The 19,442-nt window shown below is 42.5% G+C and carries 20 protein-coding genes; 18 read left to right on the forward strand and 2 right to left on the reverse strand.

Going from position 1 to position 19,442, the window contains the following annotated elements; all coding sequences use genetic code 11:
* The first annotated feature begins 6 nt into the window (after positions 1-6).
* From nrfD to J2W55_RS11925, 17 genes are all read left to right on the forward strand, one after another.
* A complete protein-coding gene (gene nrfD / locus J2W55_RS11845; RefSeq protein WP_310095906.1) occupies positions 7-1,479 on the forward strand; it encodes an NrfD/PsrC family molybdoenzyme membrane anchor subunit in 1,473 nt (490 codons plus the stop codon).
* Between the two features lie 6 nt (positions 1,480-1,485).
* A complete protein-coding gene (locus tag J2W55_RS11850; protein ID WP_310095908.1) occupies positions 1,486-2,022 on the forward strand; it encodes a DUF3341 domain-containing protein in 537 nt (178 codons plus the stop codon).
* Positions 2,006-2,590, forward strand: coding sequence for a c-type cytochrome (locus tag J2W55_RS11855; RefSeq protein ID WP_310095910.1), 585 nt, complete (start codon positions 2,006-2,008; stop codon positions 2,588-2,590). The genes J2W55_RS11850 and J2W55_RS11855 overlap by 17 nt, the downstream gene beginning before the upstream one ends.
* 13 nt (positions 2,591-2,603) lie before the next feature.
* Positions 2,604-3,869: a quinol:cytochrome C oxidoreductase gene (locus J2W55_RS11860; RefSeq protein ID WP_310095913.1), complete on the forward strand. Its 1,266-nt coding sequence runs from the start codon at positions 2,604-2,606 to the stop codon at positions 3,867-3,869.
* A 48-nt stretch (positions 3,870-3,917) separates the two neighbouring features.
* Entirely contained in the window at positions 3,918-5,117 is a 1,200-nt protein-coding gene (locus J2W55_RS11865) for a cytochrome c oxidase subunit II (RefSeq protein ID WP_310095915.1), read from the forward strand.
* 22 nt (positions 5,118-5,139) lie between these two features.
* Complete coding sequence (locus J2W55_RS11870; protein WP_310095918.1) at positions 5,140-7,029, forward strand: cytochrome c oxidase subunit I; 1,890 nt, start codon at positions 5,140-5,142, stop codon at positions 7,027-7,029.
* A 104-nt stretch (positions 7,030-7,133) separates the two neighbouring features.
* Positions 7,134-8,195, forward strand: a complete 1,062-nt coding sequence (locus tag J2W55_RS11875; protein ID WP_310095920.1) for a COX15/CtaA family protein — start codon at positions 7,134-7,136, stop codon at positions 8,193-8,195.
* Entirely contained in the window at positions 8,192-9,055 is an 864-nt protein-coding gene (cyoE, locus tag J2W55_RS11880; RefSeq protein WP_310095922.1) for a heme o synthase, read from the forward strand. The genes J2W55_RS11875 and cyoE overlap by 4 nt, the downstream gene beginning before the upstream one ends.
* Positions 9,052-9,636 carry a cytochrome c oxidase subunit 3 gene (locus J2W55_RS11885; RefSeq protein ID WP_310095924.1) on the forward strand — a complete coding sequence of 195 codons (585 nt, stop codon included), beginning with the start codon at positions 9,052-9,054 and terminating at the stop codon, positions 9,634-9,636. The genes cyoE and J2W55_RS11885 overlap by 4 nt, the downstream gene beginning before the upstream one ends.
* 22 nt (positions 9,637-9,658) lie before the next feature.
* Entirely contained in the window at positions 9,659-10,381 is a 723-nt protein-coding gene (locus J2W55_RS11890; protein ID WP_310095926.1) for a cytochrome c oxidase subunit 3, read from the forward strand.
* Positions 10,382-10,391: 10 nt separating this feature from the next.
* The gene (locus J2W55_RS11895) at positions 10,392-10,736 is read left to right on the forward strand and encodes a cytochrome C oxidase subunit IV family protein (protein WP_310095928.1); all 345 of its coding nucleotides are present in this window, start codon (positions 10,392-10,394) and stop codon (positions 10,734-10,736) included.
* Positions 10,736-11,434, forward strand: coding sequence for an SCO family protein (locus J2W55_RS11900; protein ID WP_310095929.1), 699 nt, complete (start codon positions 10,736-10,738; stop codon positions 11,432-11,434). The genes J2W55_RS11895 and J2W55_RS11900 overlap by 1 nt, the downstream gene beginning before the upstream one ends.
* A 3-nt stretch (positions 11,435-11,437) precedes the next feature.
* Positions 11,438-12,013, forward strand: coding sequence for a DUF420 domain-containing protein (locus J2W55_RS11905; protein WP_310095931.1), 576 nt, complete (start codon positions 11,438-11,440; stop codon positions 12,011-12,013).
* 38 nt (positions 12,014-12,051) lie between these two features.
* On the forward strand, positions 12,052-12,330 hold the full coding sequence (locus J2W55_RS11910) for a CAMCR motif-containing small membrane protein (RefSeq protein WP_310095933.1): 279 nt from the start codon (positions 12,052-12,054) through the stop codon (positions 12,328-12,330).
* A gap of 91 nt (positions 12,331-12,421) precedes the next feature.
* A complete protein-coding gene (locus J2W55_RS11915; RefSeq protein ID WP_310095935.1) occupies positions 12,422-12,826 on the forward strand; it encodes a DUF983 domain-containing protein in 405 nt (134 codons plus the stop codon).
* Positions 12,804-13,466, forward strand: a complete 663-nt coding sequence (locus J2W55_RS11920; RefSeq protein ID WP_310095937.1) for a DUF2461 domain-containing protein — start codon at positions 12,804-12,806, stop codon at positions 13,464-13,466. The genes J2W55_RS11915 and J2W55_RS11920 overlap by 23 nt, the downstream gene beginning before the upstream one ends.
* A 104-nt stretch (positions 13,467-13,570) precedes the next feature.
* Positions 13,571-14,377, forward strand: a complete 807-nt coding sequence (locus J2W55_RS11925; protein ID WP_310095939.1) for an OmpA/MotB family protein — start codon at positions 13,571-13,573, stop codon at positions 14,375-14,377.
* A gap of 760 nt (positions 14,378-15,137) precedes the next feature.
* Here J2W55_RS11925 and J2W55_RS11930 read toward each other — a convergent pair.
* A complete protein-coding gene (locus tag J2W55_RS11930) occupies positions 15,138-15,440 on the reverse strand; it encodes a DUF4286 family protein (protein WP_310095941.1) in 303 nt (100 codons plus the stop codon).
* Between the two features lie 140 nt (positions 15,441-15,580).
* Positions 15,581-17,386, reverse strand: coding sequence for a tetratricopeptide repeat protein (locus J2W55_RS11935; RefSeq protein WP_310095943.1), 1,806 nt, complete (start codon positions 17,384-17,386; stop codon positions 15,581-15,583).
* Positions 17,387-17,538: 152 nt separating this feature from the next.
* Between J2W55_RS11935 and J2W55_RS11940 the strand changes: the two genes are divergently transcribed.
* Complete coding sequence (locus J2W55_RS11940) at positions 17,539-19,434, forward strand: alpha/beta hydrolase family protein (protein ID WP_310095944.1); 1,896 nt, start codon at positions 17,539-17,541, stop codon at positions 19,432-19,434.
* Positions 19,435-19,442 lie beyond the last annotated feature (8 nt).

The raw sequence follows: 19,442 nt of genomic DNA on the forward strand, positions 1-19,442 counted from the left end.
AAATATATGGCATCTCATAATGAATCAATAATAAGGGAACCGTTAATAACGGGTAAAAACATTACCTACAGTCAGATCACTGACGATATATTGCGGCCCGTAGAAAATATGCCGGGGAAAGCCTGGTGGATCGGTTTTACGGTAGCATCACTTGGCGCCATGCTTTGGGTGTTTTCTATCAGCTACACATTCTGGTACGGGATTGGGTCATGGGGGTTAAATAAAACAGTAGGATGGGCCTGGGATATCACCGGTTTCGTGTGGTGGGTAGGTATCGGTCACGCCGGTACGCTTATATCGGCCGTATTGTTACTGTTCCGCCAGAACTGGCGGAACTCCATCAACCGCTCGGCCGAGGCGATGACCATCTTTGCGGTAATTTGCGCGGCCACCTATATCGGCGCCCACATGGGCCGTCCGTGGATGGCGGTTTATTCACTTCCGCTGCCAAACCAGTATGGTTCGTTATGGGTTAACTTTAACTCACCGCTTATTTGGGACGTATTCGCGATATCAACTTATTTCTCGGTTTCATTGGTATTCTGGTACACAGGTTTATTGCCTGACATCGCTACCATCCGTGACCGTGCTACTGGCCTTCGCCGCCGTATTTATTCGGTATTATCTTTTGGATGGACCGGTTCAGTTAAAACCTGGCAGCGTTTTGAAACCGTATCATTAATATTGGCAGGTGTATCAACTCCGCTGGTACTTTCGGTACACACCATTGTATCTATGGACTTTGCTACCTCGCTTGAACCAGGATGGCATACTACCATTTTCCCTCCTTACTTCGTTGCGGGAGCTATCTTCTCGGGTTTTGCCATGGTGCAAACTCTGTTGCTGGTGACCAGGAAAGTATTAGGACTTGAAAATTATATCACCATGTTCCACATTGAATCCATGAATAAGATTATTCTGGTAACGGGTTCAGTAGTTGGTGTGGCATATATTACAGAGTTCTTTATAGCTTACTACTCAGGCGGCGAATATGAGCAGTACACCTTCCTTAACAGGTTTATTGGTCCGTACTGGTGGGCTGCCTGTATGATGTATGGCTGTAACGTATTGATGACCCAAATGATGTGGTCGAAAAAAGTAAGAACCAACATTCCTATTTCATGGGTATTATCTATCATCGTAAACATAGGTATGTGGTTTGAGCGTTTTGTGATCATCGTAACCTCATTACACCGTGACTTTATCCCATCAAGCTGGGCTATGTTTTATCCAACCTGGATAGATGTGGGTGTGTTTGTGGGCTCTATCGGTATATTCTTTACCATGTTCCTGCTGTTCATAAGGGTGTTGCCTTCTGTGGCCATGGCCGAAGTAAAACTATTGCTGAAGAGCGCGAGCGAGCAGGCTAAGAAGAAATTAATAGCCGAAGGCCACCTTGAGGAAGCTCAGGTAGAGTTCTACAAAGAGAATTTGATCAAGTTTGATAGTATTGACCATTCAGAATACGAAAAAGCATAATAACTGATGAGTAGCACTAAATTTATATTAGGCGTTTTTGATGATCCCGATGAAATGATGCACGGGATTGATAAACTACAAAAGAATAGTATTCCTATTTATGATGTTTATACGCCAATGCCTATCCACGGGATTGACGCTAAACTGGGCATAAAGGATTCAAGATTAGGTTATGCAGCCTTTATGTTTGGCTGTATGGGAGGTACAACCATATTCACTTTGGTTTATTACTTCCTGGTACATGACTGGCCAATGAACATCGGCGGTAAAAACTATTTTGCCATTCCCGATTTTATTCCGGTAACCTTTGAATGGACGGTATTGTTTGCTTCATTCGGTATGGCATTTACCTTCTTTTTTGCAACGCACCTTTTTCCGGGCCGTGCACCAAGGGTAATGGACCTGCGCGCCACAAACGATAAGTTTGTGATTGCTATTGACGCTAAAGGAAATGTACCACACGAGGATATTGACAGTATATTAAAAGAAGCAGGGGCAGTTGAAGTTAAGCATAACGACAGAAAATATGTTAGCTATGAATAAATTTAGAATATTAGGAACAATAGTTATCATTATCGCTGCTTCGATCGTAGTTACATCGTGCAAAGATAAAAGGAGTACCGGATGGGAGTATGCGCCTAATATGTATGAGCATCTCGCATATGATCCGGATCAAAAGAATCCGAACTTTAAGGATGGCAAAACAGCACAGGTACCACCAGCCGGAACTATACCGGTAGGTTTTACAAAGTTTGATTATCCAAACACAAAAGAAGGATATGAACTGGCAAGTGTGGAGGTTAAAACCGTAATTGCCCAAACACAGGCAAACTATAAAGATGGAAAGATCTTGTTTGAGCATTTTTGCTCCCCTTGTCACGGTGTTACCGGCCAGGGCGATGGTTTGGTAGTGCAGCATGGTTACCCGGCTCCGCCATCATACTCAAAAGGTCAGTCATCACGCGGTGGCGCCATGAAAGACTTAACAGACGGTAAAATATACCATACCATTACTTACGGTGTAAATGCCATGGGATCGTACGCTTCGCAGCTTGCACCCGAAGAACGCTGGAAAGTGATCATGTATGTTCACCATTTACAAACTTTATAAGAATTAGAATTGAATGAAGACTCATAATAGTTTTGAAGAGCAATTTGAATTTTCCGGACAGGCAAAAACATTGAGCTTAGCCGCCATAGTTATTGGCGTAATAACCATAGCCGGTGGTTTTTTAACCGGTCACGGTGAGCGTACATTTGCCAATCTGTTATTGATGGGCTATTACTTTGCCTGTGTTTGTACGGCTGGTGTATTTTTCTGCGCTTTGCAATACGTGGCCCAGGCGGGCTGGTCGGCATCTTTGCTGCGTGTACCGCAGGCATTTGCACGGGTACTGCCTATAGCTGCTATTTTATTACTGGTTATTATAGTGGCCGGTTTAAACATGACACATACTACTGTAATTGAAGGCAAGCAGGTTGTTGCTCCTTATTTATATAAAATATGGCATCAAAGCGGCGTTACCACACCCGGCAGCGAAAACTATGATCCTATTTTAGCAGGCAAATCAGGCTTTTTAAATATGCCTTTCTTCCTGATACGTATAGTAGCATTTTTAGGTAGCTATACCATTTTTGGCTGGTTACTTGCAAAATATTCTGAAACTGAAGACGAGTTGGGCGGTTTATTTTACTACAAAAAGAGCTTTACCATTTCAGCCGCATTCCTGGTGATCTTTGGTTTTACACAACCGGTATTTTCTTTTGATGTGATCATGTCATTAGAAGCACATTGGTTTTCAACCATGTTTGGCTGGTACAACTTCGCGGCTATGTGGGTAAGCAGCTTATCAATAATTACGCTGATGCTTATCTGGTTAAGAACCAAAGGTTATATGCAATGGATCACTCAGGATCACCTGCATAACCTGGGCCAGTTGATATTTGGTTTCTCCATATTCTGGACCTATGTTTGGTTTGCACAGTTCCTGCTTATTTATTATGCCAACATCCCAGAAGAAACTGTTTACTTCTTAAAAAGATGGGAACCTGAATTTAAACCATGGTTCTGGCTTAATATCGTATTGAATTTCATGGCTCCTTTACTCATCATTATGGCCCGCGATTCAAAACGTATTACCAAAGTATTAAAAGTTACCTGTATCATATTGGTTATTGGTCACTGGCTTGACTATTTTATAATGATAATGCCGGGTACCGTGGGTCCGCAATCTGAATGGTACACAGAGTTTGGCTTGATTGAATTAGGTGTTTTTGTAGGCTTTGCCGGGTTGTTTATATTCCTGACATTAAATGCTTTAAGCAAATTTAAATCGCTTATTCCTAAAAAACATCCGTTCCTGCAGGAGAGCCTTCATCATCACATATAATAATTGTTATTTTTGCATCAAAATAAAGAATACCAAACAGACATTAAAATGGGATTCAGAAAATTTATAAATTCTAAAACATTACTATCGTTCATCACTGCGTTTATGCTTTTGGGTACAAACCTGCTGATGGCACAAACTGAAGCGCCGGCAGGTACAGCAGCAGGTCAGCCCGAAGCCCCACAGGTTGACTGGACAGGCGTTGGCTATTATTTGCTGCTATTTTTCCTGGTATGCCTTGGTGTAGCAGTTGTAGGTAAAATTCTTAAAATATACGATCTGACCCTTAGGATACAGGGCAAAAAGGGCTTGAAATGGAATACCGTAATGGCTGTAATTTGCCTGGTGTTCCTGCTGGCCGGTTTATATGGCGCTTACTGGTCATTTACAGTACAAGGCAGCATGACACTGCCCGAAGCGGCATCTGTTCATGGTGTTAAAATTGACGAGATGTTTACCGTCACCACCGTTTTAACCATGATCGTGTTTTTTGTTACCCAGATATTATTGTTCGGGTTCTTATTTGGTTACAGGCATTCAGAGAAACGCAGGGCGCACTTTTTACCACATAATAATACTATTGAAAAAGTTTGGACCATTGCACCGGCTATCGTTTTAACCATATTGGTTGTATTTGGCTTTTTCACCTGGCAAACAATTATGGATAACACAGATGCTAAAGGTCAGCCAGCTTCTATAAATATTGATATCACCGGCCATCAGTTTGCGTGGGAATTACGTTACCCGGGTAAGGATGGAAGGTTAGGCCCTAAAGATTTCAGAATGATATCCGGCGCCAATAAGTTAGGTGTTAATTTTAAAAAGAAAAGCAGTTTTGATGACCTGCAGGTTGATACAATGTATCTGCCCGTAAATAAATCAGTTAGGTTAAATATATTCGCGCTGGATGTGATCCATTCCGTTTATATGCCGCACTTCAGGGTTCAGCTTAACGCGGTACCGGGATTGCCTACCTATTTTAAATTTACCCCAACAATTACTACCGAGAAAATGCGCTCCAAACTTGACGATCCTAAATTTGAATACTTAGTTTATTGTAATAAAATATGCGGTGGCGGTCACTACAACATGCAAAAAGTTGTTCGTGTAGTTACCGAGGCCGAATACCAGGCATGGTTGTCAAGGCAAAAACCTTATTTAACTGACCAGTTAAGAAAAGAGCTGCATTTTGCTGCGGCCGGTCAGTCACAAACAGGTTCACAAAATAGGTTAGCGTTAAATAATTAATATAAGAATTAAGATAAGCGATATGTCAACATTAGCAGTTCACGACCACGGAGTAGCACATCACGACGATCACGGTCACGAACATCATCATAACGAAACTTTCCTGTCTAAATATGTATTTAGCATGGATCATAAAATGATTGCCAAACAATTCCTTATTACAGGGATCACCATGGCAGTTATTGCAATGATATTATCTATACTGTTCAGGATCCAGTTGGCTTATCCTGATAAAAGTTTCCCATTGTTAACTACATTGCTTGGCCGTTTTGCGCCAAACGGCCGCATAAGCGCCGATTTTTACCTGTCGCTGGTTACCATACACGGTACCATCATGGTATTCTTTGTATTAACAGCCGGATTGAGCGGAACTTTTGCGAACTTACTGATACCTCTTCAGGTTGGCGCGCGTGATATGGCATCGCCGTTCATGAACATGCTTTCATACTGGTTCTTCTTTTTAGCCAGTGTAATTATGCTGTCATCATTCCTGGTACAAAAAGGGCCTGCCAGCGGTGGGTGGACTATTTATCCCCCGTTATCGGCTTTGCCAAAAGCTATGCCCGGTTCTGGCGAAGGTATGACCTTATGGCTTATCAGTATGGTATTGTTTGTGGCATCATCATTAATGGGTGGTATCAACTATGTAAGTACCGTATTAAATATGCGTACCAAAGGTATGGACCTTTGGAAAATGCCTTTAACCATCTGGGCTTTGTTCCTTACCGCTATTTTGGGTATCCTGGCATTCCCTGTATTAGTTGCAGGTGTAGTGTTGTTGATATTTGACCGTAGCTTTGGCACCAGCTTCTACCTGTCAGACATTGTATTGAATGGTGTGCAGCAACCTTATGAAGGTGGTAGCCCTATCCTGTTCCAGCACTTATTCTGGTTCCTGGGTCACCCCGAGGTATACATCGTAATTATGCCGGCAATGGGTATCTCATCTGAGGTAATGTCGGTAAATTCACGTAAGCCTATCTTTGGTTACCATGCCATGGTTTACTCCCTGATAGGTATCACCGTACTATCATTCATTGTATGGGGTCACCACATGTTTGTAACCGGTATGAACCCTTTCCTTGGTGGCGTGTTCATGATCACTACGCTGATCATCGCTGTACCATCGGCGGTAAAAACATTCAACTGGCTAGCTACTTTATGGCGCGGTAATATCAGGTTTACGCCTGCTATGCTTTTCGCTATAGGCATGGTGTCATTCTTTATATCAGGTGGTTTAACCGGTATATTCCTGGGTAACGCAGCGCTGGATATTAACCTGCACGATACTTACTTTGTGGTTGCTCACTTCCACCTGGTAATGGGTTCGGCAGCTATATTTGGTATGCTTGCCGGTGTTTACCACTGGTTCCCTAAAATGTTTGGCAGAATGATGGACGATAAACTGGGCTATCTGCACTTCTGGTTAACCTTTATTGGTGCTTACCTGGTATTTTTCCCAATGCACTTCATGGGTCTTGATGGCGTACCGCGCCGCTACTATGCATTTACCGAGTTTGTAAGCATGCAGCGTTGGTTAACTGTAAATACCTTTATTACATGGGCGGCAATTATGGCAGCTTGTGCACAGGTTGCGTTCCTATACAACTTTATATCTTCTATATTCATCGGCAAAAAAGCTACTCAAAATCCATGGGAATCAAATACCCTGGAATGGACTACGCCTGTTGAGCATTTACATGGCAACTGGCCAGGTGAAATACCAACCGTTTACCGTTGGCCATATGATTATAGCAAGCCGGGTGCCGAAGAGGATTTTATACCTCAAACCGTTCCTTTTTCACAAACTATGAGCTCAAACTTACCTCATGATTTTGAAGACAACCCTAAAGGTTTAGAGGAACTTAACAAGTTTACAAGTACGCTTAAAGCAAACGAGCAAGTAAAATAAATATCTGATATTATAGAGTGAGTAATGAGTGGTGAGTGGTGAGTGGACATTGTCTTTAAAAAGGCGCCCACTACTCATCACTCACCACTCACTACTTACAGTAAATGAGCATATCCGCATCCAAAAATAGGTTCCAGAAAATTAACCTTGTAACAATCGTTTCGCTTTTTGTGCTGATACTGGCTGGCGGAGTGGTGCGTAGTACAGGTTCGGGAATGGGATGCCCTGATTGGCCTAAGTGCTTTGGCAGGTATATACCGCCAACAAGCAGCGCAGACCTGCCTAAAGATTACAAACAAAAATATGTTGACAAGCGTCTGGCTAAAAATCAGCGCTTTGCCAAAACGCTTGACATATTTGGTTACAGCGATTTGGCCCAGCGCATTCGCGATGACCGGTCAATACTGGTACCCGAAGAATTTAACGCAAGTAAAACCTGGACAGAATATATTAACCGTTTGGTTGGTGCCCTTTCCGGATTGTTTCTGCTCCTGTCGGCTATATATGCCTTTAGTTACTGGAAAAGCAGCAAAAGAATTGCTCTGTTAAGTGTGTTCAACGTGGTACTGGTTGGTTTCCAGGCATGGCTTGGCTCAATAGTAGTATCAACCAACCTACTGGCCTGGACAGTTACTGTGCACATGCTGGTGGCCCTGGCCATATTAGCTATAGTAATATATACGTATCACAGGGCAACGGTATTTGGCAACAATACGTTAAATACCAGCTGGCTTATATATGTTGTTACACTGATCGCTTTGCTATTGAGTATTTTACAAATAGCTTTTGGTACCGAAGTGCGTGAAAAAATTGATGCCGTGGCAACGCACTTTCAGGGCGGGTACCGCAACCATTGGATAGTAAGCGCTGGCGATATATTTTTGCATCACCGCGATATGGCCATATTGGTATTAATTGTCAACGTAGTGCTGTATGTGTTATTACGCAGGCGGTTTAGCAGGCACTCCATACAACAACAGCTGATGAGCTTTACCTTTTTAATGATCATGCTGCAAATAGTTACCGGCATACTATTATCATATTGGGCATTGCCGCCGTTTGCACAGGCAACTCACATTGTTTTGGCGAGCTTGATATTTGGCGCTCAATTCTACTTACTTTTAAATTTATACAGGGCCGTGAATGTTGGAGGGGCAGGTAAATGAACTGGAGCGATTTTTCAAAGCTGATTAAAGCACGGCTCACTTTTTTGGTGGTATTTTCGGCCTCCATATCATTTTTGATAGGCAGCAGGGCAAACGATCATATCAACTGGATAAACTGGTTGAAACTCATTGTAGGTGGATTTTTAGTAACCTCGGCCGCCAATGCTTTTAACGAGATTATAGAAAAAGACCTGGATAAGCTGATGAAGCGCACGATGGACCGCCCCATACCATCAGGAAAGATGAATACCGGGCAGGCATTGGTTTTAGGCCTGGGAATGGGTATGGCCGGTACTTATTTATTGGGCAGCCTTAATTTATTAACAGGTTTATTATCTGTATTCAGCATTTTACTATATGCGTTTGCTTATACGCCGTTAAAACGAAAATCGCCCATAGCGGTGTTTGTTGGAGCAATACCCGGAGCTTTGCCACCGCTTATTGGTTATGTTGCTGCTCACGGAAAAATTGATGACATAGCTTTAATATTGTTCGGGATACAGTTTGTGTGGCAGTTCCCGCATTTTTGGGCTATTGCCTGGGTTTTGGACGATGATTATAAGCTGGCGGGTTTCCGCCTGCTGCCAACAGGTAACCGCAATTTAGGAAGTGCGGTAATTACCTTTATATTTACGTTAATATTGGTACCTGTAAGCTTACTGCCAACCATTTACGGTTACGGTGGTTATTATGTAGGCGGGGTATCATTAATATGTAGTTTAATATTCCTGTACCAGGCCTTGGGCCTTTTACGCACACAGCAAATAGAGTCGGCCCGTAAACTGATGTTTGGCTCATTTATATATTTGCCGGTTGTGCAATTAATGTTTTTGTTTGATTTTATAGGAAAAGTGAAATGATGGCTCAGATACAAAAAGATAACGACAGGCTTGATCTGGCTCCCAAAAAATTCAACATGTGGATATTTATATTCACCTCGTTTATGTTTTTTGCGGCACTAACCAGCGGGTTCATCGTTTACAGCGGGGGCAAGGGACACGGCCTTAATGTAATTATGCCACAGGCATTTTTATACAGTACCATTATTATTTTGGCAAGCAGCGTTACTTTATTTTTAGCGCAAAAGGCATCAAAAAGCCTTCAGTTTCAAAAGCAGCGTATGTTTTTATGGCTCACATTTTTACTGGGTATTGCCTTTTTTGCCATGCAAGTATATGCCATGTATGTATTGGCGTACAAAATGCAGATCTATTTTTCGAATGAAAATGCGTCGCGTTCGTTTGTTTACGTATTTGCAGGTATGCACCTGGTGCATATAATTGCAGCAATATTGTTATTATTAAGTACCCTGAGGGGGGCATACAAGAATATTCCGCAGGTGCGTAACCTGTTTAAAATGGAAATGACCTCTATTTTTTGGCATTTTCTCGGAATTATATGGATTTATCTGTATGTTTTTTTACTTTTGAACCAAAATTAATACACCCATATATTAAGTACAAATGAGTACAGCAGTATCACAAATTGATGAAGTAAAAACAACTCCGTGGTCTGGAGGGAGATCTCCTTTCAATGTGGAGTACGGAAAAATAATGATGTGGTTCTTTCTCCTATCGGATGCATTTACCTTTTCGTCATTATTGATTTCTTACGGCTCATTGCGTTTCAGCGCAAGCGTATGGCCCGCGGCAGATAAAGTTTTCCAATCGGTACCCGGTGTAACGGATAGCGGGGCACCTTTGGTTTTCGTAGGTATAATGACCTTTATCCTGATCTTGAGCTCAGTTACCATGGTATTAGCTGTTGAAGCCGGACATCGTAACGCTAAAAAGGAAGTTATCGGTTGGATGATAGCTACCGTTATAGGCGGATTTATGTTCCTGGGATGTCAGGCATTAGAGTGGTCGCACCTGCACCATGAAGGTTTTTGGTGGGGCAGCACACCTGCTTTAGAAGAACTGGGTAAGTTCTTTAATGAAGGCGGAACCGAGGCTGCAAGGCACATGACCGCGCAGGAGTTTGCTAACCTATTCTTTACCATAACTGGTTTCCACGGTTTCCACGTATTTACCGGGGTTATCATCAATATCATTATTACCGTTAACGTAATGTTAGGTACTTACGAAAAACGCGGCAGTTATTTAATGGTTGAAAAAGTTGGCCTTTACTGGCACTTTGTTGACCTGGTATGGGTATTCGTATTTACATTCTTTTATTTAGTATAAAAAATATTATATGTCAACAGAATCACACGAAGTTCACCACGAAGAGGGCGAACATCAATCAATGACCAAGGGAAGGATAATAAAGGTAGCTCTTATCCTGTCGGCTATCACCGCGGTAGAGTTTATTATAGCACTTATATTAGTGCCTCATGGTTATTTGAATATAAAATATGCAAACCCTGTTTATATTGTTTTAACCTTGTTTAAAGCATTTTATATAGTTGCGTATTTTATGCACCTAAAGTTTGAGAAAATGGGTTTGGCCTTAGCCATTATAGTGCCTATACTTTTTATAATAGGTTTGATCCTGGTACTTACTAACGAAAGCCACCACTGGATTGACCTGCGGATGTAATGAAGGCCACCATAGGGAAAAAGATTATAATCCTGGTGCTCATATTGGCAGTACCAGGATTTTTGTATTATTTACTAACCGCCAAAGGTAAAAACAGGTATAAACCGCTGGCCATTTATGGCCCCAAAGTGGTGGCCAAAACCGGTCATAAGTTTCACGGACAGTTTATTCCGGATACCATTTACCACAAACTGCCTCCCTTTACGCTTACCGGCCAGGATGGTAAGCAGGTAACCGAAGCTACCTTTAAAGGTAAAATATTTATAGCCGGGTTCTTTTACACGCATTGTCCCGCGGTTTGTACTACTATTAACCGTAACCTCGGGTACCTTGCCGATACTTACCGGAAAAATAAAATGGTGTATTTCGCCTCCATCACGGTTGACCCGCAGCGCGATTCAGCGGCTGTTTTAAAGAAATATGCTGATAACCTGAAACCGGCGTCAAACCGCTGGCTTTTTTTAACCGGCGATACTACGTCAATTTACAGCCTGGCTCATAATGGTTTTTTGGTTGATGCTTTGAAGGCCGGGAACGATGATTTTGTTTACAGCGATAAGCTGATCCTGATAGATCAGGAAAAACGCATCAGGGGATATTATTCAGGCGCTAATACCAACGATATTAACCGCCTCACTGATGAAATTAAGGTGCTGATAGCCGAAGAGCTGCGCAAAGTTGATAAAGCTTTATATTAAGTTATGACCGATAAATTTATAATCCGCTTTGTTGCGGCCGTTACCATATTTGTAATCACTGTTGTTATCGTTTTAAACAGGCACCTCATCCCCGGGCCAGCGGTGGCCCCGGCATTTACGCCGTACCTGCCCATGCTGAATGCCGTATTGAACGGTACCTGTACAGTGCTGCTGCTTACATCATTATATTTTATTAAACAGGGCAATATAAAGGTTCATAAAAGGCTTAATATTATCACTTTTTGCTTGTCGTCGTTATTCCTGGTATCATATATCCTGTTCCATTACCTGATGAGGAACGATACCCTGTATGGCGATGCCAATTTTGACGGTGTGCTTTCGCCGGCTGAGCGCGCTGCTGCCGGTGGTATGCGTACCCTTTACCTGAGCATTCTGGTGCCGCATATTGTACTTGCCGCCGGTGTATTACCGCTTATTTTGTTAAGTTTTTATCGCGGATTGCAAATGCAGGTAGAAAAACATAAGAAACTGGTACGTTGGACGTTTCCTATATGGTTATATGTTACAGCGTCGGGTGTTGTTGTTTACCTGATGATACAGCCTTATTACCATTTTTAATGGATACGCATTAATAAATAATTAGTTAAATTTGCAGTATGAAAACGGGTTTTAAAATTATATTATTTGTATTAGCCCTGGGCTTTATGGTTAGCACCAGGCAGCCTGTAAAAGCGCAATGTGCGCAATGCGCCGCCACGGTTGAAACAAATACACAAAGAGGTGGCAACGCCGCCAGGGGTTTAAATAATGGTATTTTATTTTTATTGGGTGCGCCTTATCTGGTAGCAGCTGCCGGCGGTTACCTGTGGTACAAAAAATATCGCCGTAAAAATATTGATATCAGCGTACGTAAAGAAAAACTGCACCTCAATTAAGTTGCCTGTTTTTGGGGCTCGTGTTGGGTGGCGAGCTATATAATATTACACGAAACCACACTTAACGAATCACACAAAATCTACACCCATTATGCCTGAAACGCCAAAGTCATGGGCCATGCTGCACTGTAAATGCCCGCGTTGCCGCAGGGGTAATATGTTTCAGGGGGGCGCCTATAGTTTTTCGAACAAAATAAACCTCAACTGTCCGCACTGCAATTTGTACTTTGAAATTGAGCCGGGATATTTTTACGCTGCCATGTACGTAAGCTACGCCCTAAACGTGGGCGAAGCCCTGGGCCTGGCCTGGCTTACCTTCCTTATTACCCATAACTCCGATTCGCCGTGGTTGTATTTAAGTGTCATAATTTTAGGTTGTTTTGCACTTGCGCCTATAAATTTCAGATATTCGCGTGTGCTTTTGCTATATTGGTTATCGCCCAAGATACATTACCAGCCATATTTAGATACAGATGATACACCAGGAAAGTCTTGAATTTTTGAAGGATCTTGCAGCTAATAACAACCGTGAATGGTTTTTAGATAATAAAGAGCGGTATGACAGAGCCCGCGAAAATGTAATTGAATTTACCGGCCAATTATTGACCGAAATGCACAAGATTGACCCCGGCATTGACGAGGCCCTTGACCCCAAGAAATGCGTAATGCGTATTTACCGCGATATCCGTTTCAGCAAAAACAAAACCCCATATAAAAATAATTTTGGCATAAGCCTGCCCACTACCGGGTTGCGACCCGGCGGCGCCGAGTATTATTTACAGGTACAGCCAGATAACTCGTTTATTGGCGGCGGATATTGGACGCCTGATGCGTCACATTTAAAAGCCATACGCCAGGAAATTGACTATAACGCCCATGACCTGAAAAAGATCATCGATGATAAAGAGTTTATCAGGTTATTTGGCGATTTCAGGAAACAGGAGCAGCTGAAAACAGTTCCGCAGGGATACGCCGCAGATAATGAGAACATCGACCTGTTAAAGCTTAAAAGCTTTGTGGCCTGGCACAAAATAACCGATAAGGACATTTGTAAAAAAGACGCGGCCAAACAAATTGCTGATGTGTGCAGTCATATATACCCGCTTAATGTGTTTTTAAGGAACGCGCTTGCTTAGTTGGTTCATATTAGTTGGCTGGTTCAATTGAATCCAGGCCAAACACATTCAAATTTATTTATATCCGAAATCGAACATCCGACATAAGAATAACCCTATATACAATGAAGATCACCTACTACCTGTTGGCCTTTGCTATGTGTCTTACCTTTTATTCATGTAAGGTCATGTCGCCAAAGGCGTACAAAGCTTTGATAGCAGAGCGCGACTCCCTAACCACCCGCACCGAAACGCTGGAAGCCCAGGTTTTTGAACTAAAGGCTGATACCATGCGCCTGAACCGCGAACTGGCCGATTTAAGAAACAACAACAGTACACTGAACAGTAACCTGAACACCAGTTCGTCCAAATTAAAACGACTGGCGGCCGACCTGGAGAAACGCGAAGCCCGTTTAAAAGAGGTAGAGGACATTCTGCATAAACGCGATGAGGCTGCCAACGCGCTCAAAAATAAATTACAGCAGGCGCTGCTTGGTTTTCAGCAGAGCGGTTTAACGGTTGATATCCGTAACGGAAAGGTATATGTTTCGCTCGCCGATAAGCTGCTGTTCCCATCGGGCAGCATCATTATTGACGACAAAGGAAAAGCGGCCCTGAAACAGCTTGCAATTGTACTGAATAAGGAACCTGATATTAATATGGCCATTGAAGGTCATACTGATGATAAAAAGGTAATAAACCTTGGTCAGATCAAAGACAACTGGGACCTAAGCGTATTGCGCGCCACATCAGTGACCCGCTATTTGACCGAAACCGAAAAAGTTGATCCGCACAGATTAACAGCTACAGGCAAAAGCGAGTTCCAGCCCATAGATCCGGCCCCAACCAATGAGGCCCGCGCCAAAAACAGGCGCATTGAAATTGTGCTTACACCAAAATTGGATGAGTTGTATAACCTCATCACCAAATAACAAAAAGCTCCCGGTTAATTACCGGGAGCTTTTGTCTTATATCAAAAGATTTTCTTTGCTTGCAAATAAACACTCGTCTTTGCGAGGCACGAAGCAATCTCTATGCTATACAGAGCAAATATGCCTATCGTTACCCCTTCGCAATAAAGCATCATCTTCACATGTCATTGCGAGCGATAGCGTGGCAACCGCATGCTATACAGAGCGAACATGCCTATCGCAGAGCGCTCAATTGCCGCTAAGGCTGTTACTTTGTCTTGATACAAAGTAACCAGACCGAGCGAAGCGAGATAATGAGCTCCAATAAAAACAAATTATAAGCGAATAACACCAAGTCCCCAGAAATGCTTCTTTGCCGCACACGGCCTTTGCCCTGCAAACCAGGCAGAACCACGGGCTGCTAAATTTTGCCGCTACTGCGTTCACTCACATCCTGCGCTTCAGGCAAAATTGCTGATGCCCTTCCGGCCGCACCGGTCCAACGTGTTCTGCCTGCTTTCACCCGAAGCTTATCTGCTGACCGGGGAAAGGTAATTTGGTTCATTCTTCACGCCCCTGGCGTACGAAGACAACGAACCACAGGAGCTCATAAATACCAAAAAACACGCGTCATTGCGAGGTACGAAGCAATCTTTATGCTATACAGAGCGAATAAGCTTATCATAGAGCGCTCAATTGAGGCTAAGGCTACGCTGTATGTCGCCTTAAAGTAACCGAAAAGGCTTTTAGCAGAAATGCTCATTTATGTGCATGGCCAACATTATTCCACCTCTTCCATTAACGTATTAAACATTACAAACTTTTCGTCGAAACGTTCCTGATGTATGGCCTGAAGCTTATACAGGTGGTTCATATAATATTGCTGAAACTGCTCAATACTATCGGCTTTGTATTGTATGCAGTAAGTAATCCCTTCATTTGGCGAATCAATAACCGTTAGCATTTTGTAGGAATTGAAATAGCCTGTAGCCATTACAGCCGGTATATGAACTGTTTTTATCCAGTTAAGCCATTCATCGTGAATGCTTTCTTCAATTATTATGGTGTCGTTATATACAATCATGGTGATGCAAAAATAGTTAAATGGTTTATTAGTTTATTGGTTCATTGGTTCACTTATTCATTAGTTGAATGGCGCAAATAGTAGCTATGCTTAATGAACTATTTACTAATGAACCAATGAGCAAATGAACCACTGAACACTCACGAATCCGCCTTGTCGCCCCGCAACAACCTGAAACGTTTGCGGGCTTCGTTGATCCAAAGACTGCCGGGATAGTTTTTTATGATCTTTTCGTACCATACAATGGCACTGGCCTTATCATTAAGGCGGTTCTCATAAATATCGCCCAGCATGAAAACAGCATCATCGGCCCAAAGGTCGTTAGGATGGCCATCAGCTATTTTTTTTAACAGGGGTACAGCATCCGCATAGCTTTTTTGTTGTATCAATATCCGCGACTTCGACATCAGGATATCATCGTTCAGGCTGTTGTTCGGAAATTTTTTATCAATACTATCCAGCGTTATCAGTGCCTTATCCGTGCGTTCAGCAAATATCTGCAGATCAGCCCGCGCATAAATTTTCAAGGCTCCCCCTGTACTGTCCGCCGCTGTATTATCAGCAATAAGCAACAGTAGATTGAGGGCATCATTGGCAATTAATTGCGATGTAGCGGCTTTTAACACATCCAGCTGACCTTTAGCCCATATAAAATCGCCGGTATAGTAGGCCAGTTTAGCGTTCCTGAATTTGGCATCCTGATTTATATCGGTATTTGGAAAATCTTTTTCCACCTGACTATATAACAGGGTAGCTTCCCAGGGCTGGTTGTTGATGAGGTACACATCGCCAAGGTCAAGCTTGCACGAGGCGAGCAGCTCGGGCCTTATGTTTGGAATATTTACAGCATCCTCCAGCAGTTTTTGCGCATCATTAAGTTTATGCAGTTTAAAGGCCTGCAGCTGAGCCAGCTTTTGCATTGCAAAAACCGTTCTGCTATTACGGCCAAACTCGGTAAGCAGGTCGGTATAGTCCTGCTCCAGGCCAAGCAGGTCGGCAGGCAGGTATTTGCCCGATGTTATCTTTAAATTTTTGGTGTTGATGAGTTCAATTTTTGCCGGGATATACAACGGAAGTGTTTTGCCTTTGCTAACAATGTAGTCGTACCCGCGTATGGCAGCATCATAAGCCTCGTTTGAGTTTAGGGTGCGGCACAGTTCAAAAATACTGCTGCCATCGTCATTTTGCCTGCGGCTTAAAGCCAGTGCCTGGTTAAGGGCAAGGTCAAACTCCTTTTGCTGCATGTATTGCCAGGTAAGCAGCTCGGTATAAATAATTTGCTGCGGATCTTTTTGTAACCGCCTCAGCAAGTTCGCCTTCAGCATATTATAATCAGCATCACCTTCATATATGGTTACAAAAGAGTTTTCGGCCTGCGAGATAAAGCTGGGATTGGAAGGCAAAAAATTAAGATATTCTTCGGTAAGGGCCGCCTTATCTCTTTTAAAACGGTAGAGGTTTATTAGCTCATAGGTAAATGCCTCGTTATTATTTAATATTTTGCGGCCCTGCTGAAATATTTTAATAGCATAGTCAAGGTTTGTGCTCTGGTAAAACTGTCCGGCCAGCATGGATATCTCATTACGGTCGGCAGGCAGGTTTTTTATCAGGGCATTGTATATATCGTCTGCTTTATTGACGTTGCCCTGCTGGGTGTAAACCGTGCCCAGCATAATCTGGTATTCAGATACATTTGGATGTTTACGCACCAGTTTTTTAACAACGTTTTCGGCCTCGTCAAATTTTTTAAGATTCAGCAGCGTATTAATATAATATGAATAATAATTTTCATTATTCTGTTTATATAGTTTCTGATATATTTCAAAGGCCTTTTGCGGTTCGCCGTTGGTGCTGTATTGTTTCGCCAGCTGCAGGTCGTTATCCTGGGCAAAAAGGCTGGTAACCATTGCCAAAACAATAATAATACAACTTAATAATGCCCTCATTTGCTCAAAAATAATCAATTAATTGGTATGGTACCGGCAACCCGGTCTATTATTCATATAACGCTGTAAACGGGTAAAATTATAGTGACATTTTGCTATCATTAAGTTATTTAATTAATTTGACCAGAATAACAAAACGGGACTATCTTATAATGCTTGGCCGACTTAAATATATATTGTTTATTGTTTTTATAGTATCCTTATGGTCCTGTAAAGAGAAAGTGAGGCGCATCCCTATAACAGATTTTTTTAAGACCCCCGAAAAAAGCTCCTATAGAATATCTCCTGATGGCAAATATGTTTCTTATTTAAAACCGTATAAGGATAAGCAAAATCTTTTTATACAATCATTGGCCGATGGTAAAGAGCGAATGGCAACCTCTTTTGATGATTATTCCATACGCTCAGATTATTTCTGGACCTATAATAACCAGCTGGTTTTTAGCCAGGAGATCATTGATCTTGACCGCTATAAAATGTATACCATTGACCTTGCTACTTTTAAGATACATAACATACTTGATCAGGAAAAAGTAAAAGTAAGCATGCTTAACCGGAACAGGCAGCGCCCCGATGTGATCACTATTAAGATGAACAAGCGCGATCCGGCTAATTTTGATATATACCGGCTCAATATTAAAACAGGCGAGCTGGTTCCATACCTAATAAACCCGGGCAATATAACCGAGTGGTTCCCTGATGCAGATGGCAAAATACGCTTGGTAAAATCGTCAGACGGAGTGAACGAAACCATCTTATACCGGCCTGATGATAAGACGCCATTTAAGCCCATTATTGAAAATAATTTTAAAAACTCGGTAAAGCCGGTTGCTTTTACAGGCGTAAAAAATAACTTTTATGCGCTGTCAAACGTTAATCGCGATAAAACTGCGCTTGTTGAAATTAATGCCGAAGACGGTAAAGAGCAAAAAACAATTTTAGGCTGCAACAAGGCCGATATATTGTATGTGGAGTATTCAAAGAACAAGCACAGGGTTGAGTTTGCCGCATGGGAAGAAGCAAAACCGCATAAGCATTTTTTGATACCTGATATTGAAAGCATGTACCATAGCCTGCAAGAGCGGCCGGAGCTTAAGGGTAACGAAATAAGGGTGGTTGACCGTGATAGTGCCGAAAACAGGTTGATTTTAAACACCTATACAGACCGCAACCCGGGATCTTATTACCTTTATGAAAATAATACGGGCAAGCTAACCAAACTTGGCGATATAAACTCAAGCCTGCGGCCCGGAGAATTGTGCGCCATGCAGCCCATTGCCTACAAGGCACGCGATGGCTTGCTGATAAACGGCTATTTAACGCTGCCCTTAGGCAAAAGGCGAACCAATTTGCCTGTAGTTATAATGCCGCATGGCGGGCCCTGGAGCCGCGACTCTTGGGGGTATGACGAGCAGGTTCAGTTTTTGGCCAATAGGGGATATGCTGTTTTTCAGGTAAACTACCGGGGGTCAAACGGTTATGGCAAGGCCTTCAGGAGCGCCGGCTTTAAGCAGGTAGGGGGCAAAATACAGGACGATATAACCGATGGTGTAAATTGGCTTATTAATCAAAAAATAGCCAACCCTAAAAAGATAGCCATTTTTGGCGGCGGCTTTGGCGGTTTTTCGGCACTATATGGCGTTTCCTTTCATCCCGAGCTTTATAATTGCGCGGTGGTACAATATGGGCTCATTAACTTTTTTACCTTTATTAAGGATGCACCACCATTTTTTAAACCATATTTAAAGATGATGTATGAGATGGTTGGGAACCCCGAAACTGACGCCGACCAGCTAAGGGCTATTTCGCCTGTGTTTCATACTGATAAGATAAAAGTACCGTTAATTATTTTTCAGGGCGCAAAAGATCAGCGGGCAAACATCAGCGAGCTCAACCAGTTTGTACGTGAGCTGCGCAAACGTAATGTTGACGTAAAGTATTTTTTAAAACCAAATGAGCGTACCTATTTCAGAAGCGAGCACACCCGCATGGAAATGTATTCTGAAATTGAGAAGTTTCTTGACTATAACATGCGGGTTAAACCTTAATACCCCTT

The sequence above is a fragment of the Mucilaginibacter pocheonensis genome (assembly GCF_031456535.1).
In the GTDB taxonomy this organism is placed as follows: domain Bacteria; phylum Bacteroidota; class Bacteroidia; order Sphingobacteriales; family Sphingobacteriaceae; genus Mucilaginibacter; species Mucilaginibacter pocheonensis.

What these genes read in the sequence shown, in the direction of transcription:
- nrfD (WP_310095906.1), top strand. Translation starts at nt 7, where the DNA reads ATGGCATCTCATAATGAATCAATAATAAGGGAACCGTTAATAACGGGT.
- J2W55_RS11850 (WP_310095908.1), top strand. Translation starts at nt 1,486, where the DNA reads ATGAGTAGCACTAAATTTATATTAGGCGTTTTTGATGATCCCGATGAA.
- J2W55_RS11855 (WP_310095910.1), top strand. Translation starts at nt 2,006, where the DNA reads ATGTTAGCTATGAATAAATTTAGAATATTAGGAACAATAGTTATCATT.
- J2W55_RS11860 (WP_310095913.1), top strand. Translation starts at nt 2,604, where the DNA reads ATGAAGACTCATAATAGTTTTGAAGAGCAATTTGAATTTTCCGGACAG.
- J2W55_RS11865 (WP_310095915.1), top strand. Translation starts at nt 3,918, where the DNA reads ATGGGATTCAGAAAATTTATAAATTCTAAAACATTACTATCGTTCATC.
- J2W55_RS11870 (WP_310095918.1), top strand. Translation starts at nt 5,140, where the DNA reads ATGTCAACATTAGCAGTTCACGACCACGGAGTAGCACATCACGACGAT.
- J2W55_RS11875 (WP_310095920.1), top strand. Translation starts at nt 7,134, where the DNA reads ATGAGCATATCCGCATCCAAAAATAGGTTCCAGAAAATTAACCTTGTA.
- cyoE (WP_310095922.1), top strand. Translation starts at nt 8,192, where the DNA reads ATGAACTGGAGCGATTTTTCAAAGCTGATTAAAGCACGGCTCACTTTT.
- J2W55_RS11885 (WP_310095924.1), top strand. Translation starts at nt 9,052, where the DNA reads ATGATGGCTCAGATACAAAAAGATAACGACAGGCTTGATCTGGCTCCC.
- J2W55_RS11890 (WP_310095926.1), top strand. Translation starts at nt 9,659, where the DNA reads ATGAGTACAGCAGTATCACAAATTGATGAAGTAAAAACAACTCCGTGG.
- J2W55_RS11895 (WP_310095928.1), top strand. Translation starts at nt 10,392, where the DNA reads ATGTCAACAGAATCACACGAAGTTCACCACGAAGAGGGCGAACATCAA.
- J2W55_RS11900 (WP_310095929.1), top strand. Translation starts at nt 10,736, where the DNA reads ATGAAGGCCACCATAGGGAAAAAGATTATAATCCTGGTGCTCATATTG.
- J2W55_RS11905 (WP_310095931.1), top strand. Translation starts at nt 11,438, where the DNA reads ATGACCGATAAATTTATAATCCGCTTTGTTGCGGCCGTTACCATATTT.
- J2W55_RS11910 (WP_310095933.1), top strand. Translation starts at nt 12,052, where the DNA reads ATGAAAACGGGTTTTAAAATTATATTATTTGTATTAGCCCTGGGCTTT.
- J2W55_RS11915 (WP_310095935.1), top strand. Translation starts at nt 12,422, where the DNA reads ATGCCTGAAACGCCAAAGTCATGGGCCATGCTGCACTGTAAATGCCCG.
- J2W55_RS11920 (WP_310095937.1), top strand. Translation starts at nt 12,804, where the DNA reads ATGATACACCAGGAAAGTCTTGAATTTTTGAAGGATCTTGCAGCTAAT.
- J2W55_RS11925 (WP_310095939.1), top strand. Translation starts at nt 13,571, where the DNA reads ATGAAGATCACCTACTACCTGTTGGCCTTTGCTATGTGTCTTACCTTT.
- J2W55_RS11930 (WP_310095941.1), bottom strand. Translation starts at nt 15,440, where the DNA reads ATGATTGTATATAACGACACCATAATAATTGAAGAAAGCATTCACGAT.
- J2W55_RS11935 (WP_310095943.1), bottom strand. Translation starts at nt 17,386, where the DNA reads ATGAGGGCATTATTAAGTTGTATTATTATTGTTTTGGCAATGGTTACC.
- J2W55_RS11940 (WP_310095944.1), top strand. Translation starts at nt 17,539, where the DNA reads ATGCTTGGCCGACTTAAATATATATTGTTTATTGTTTTTATAGTATCC.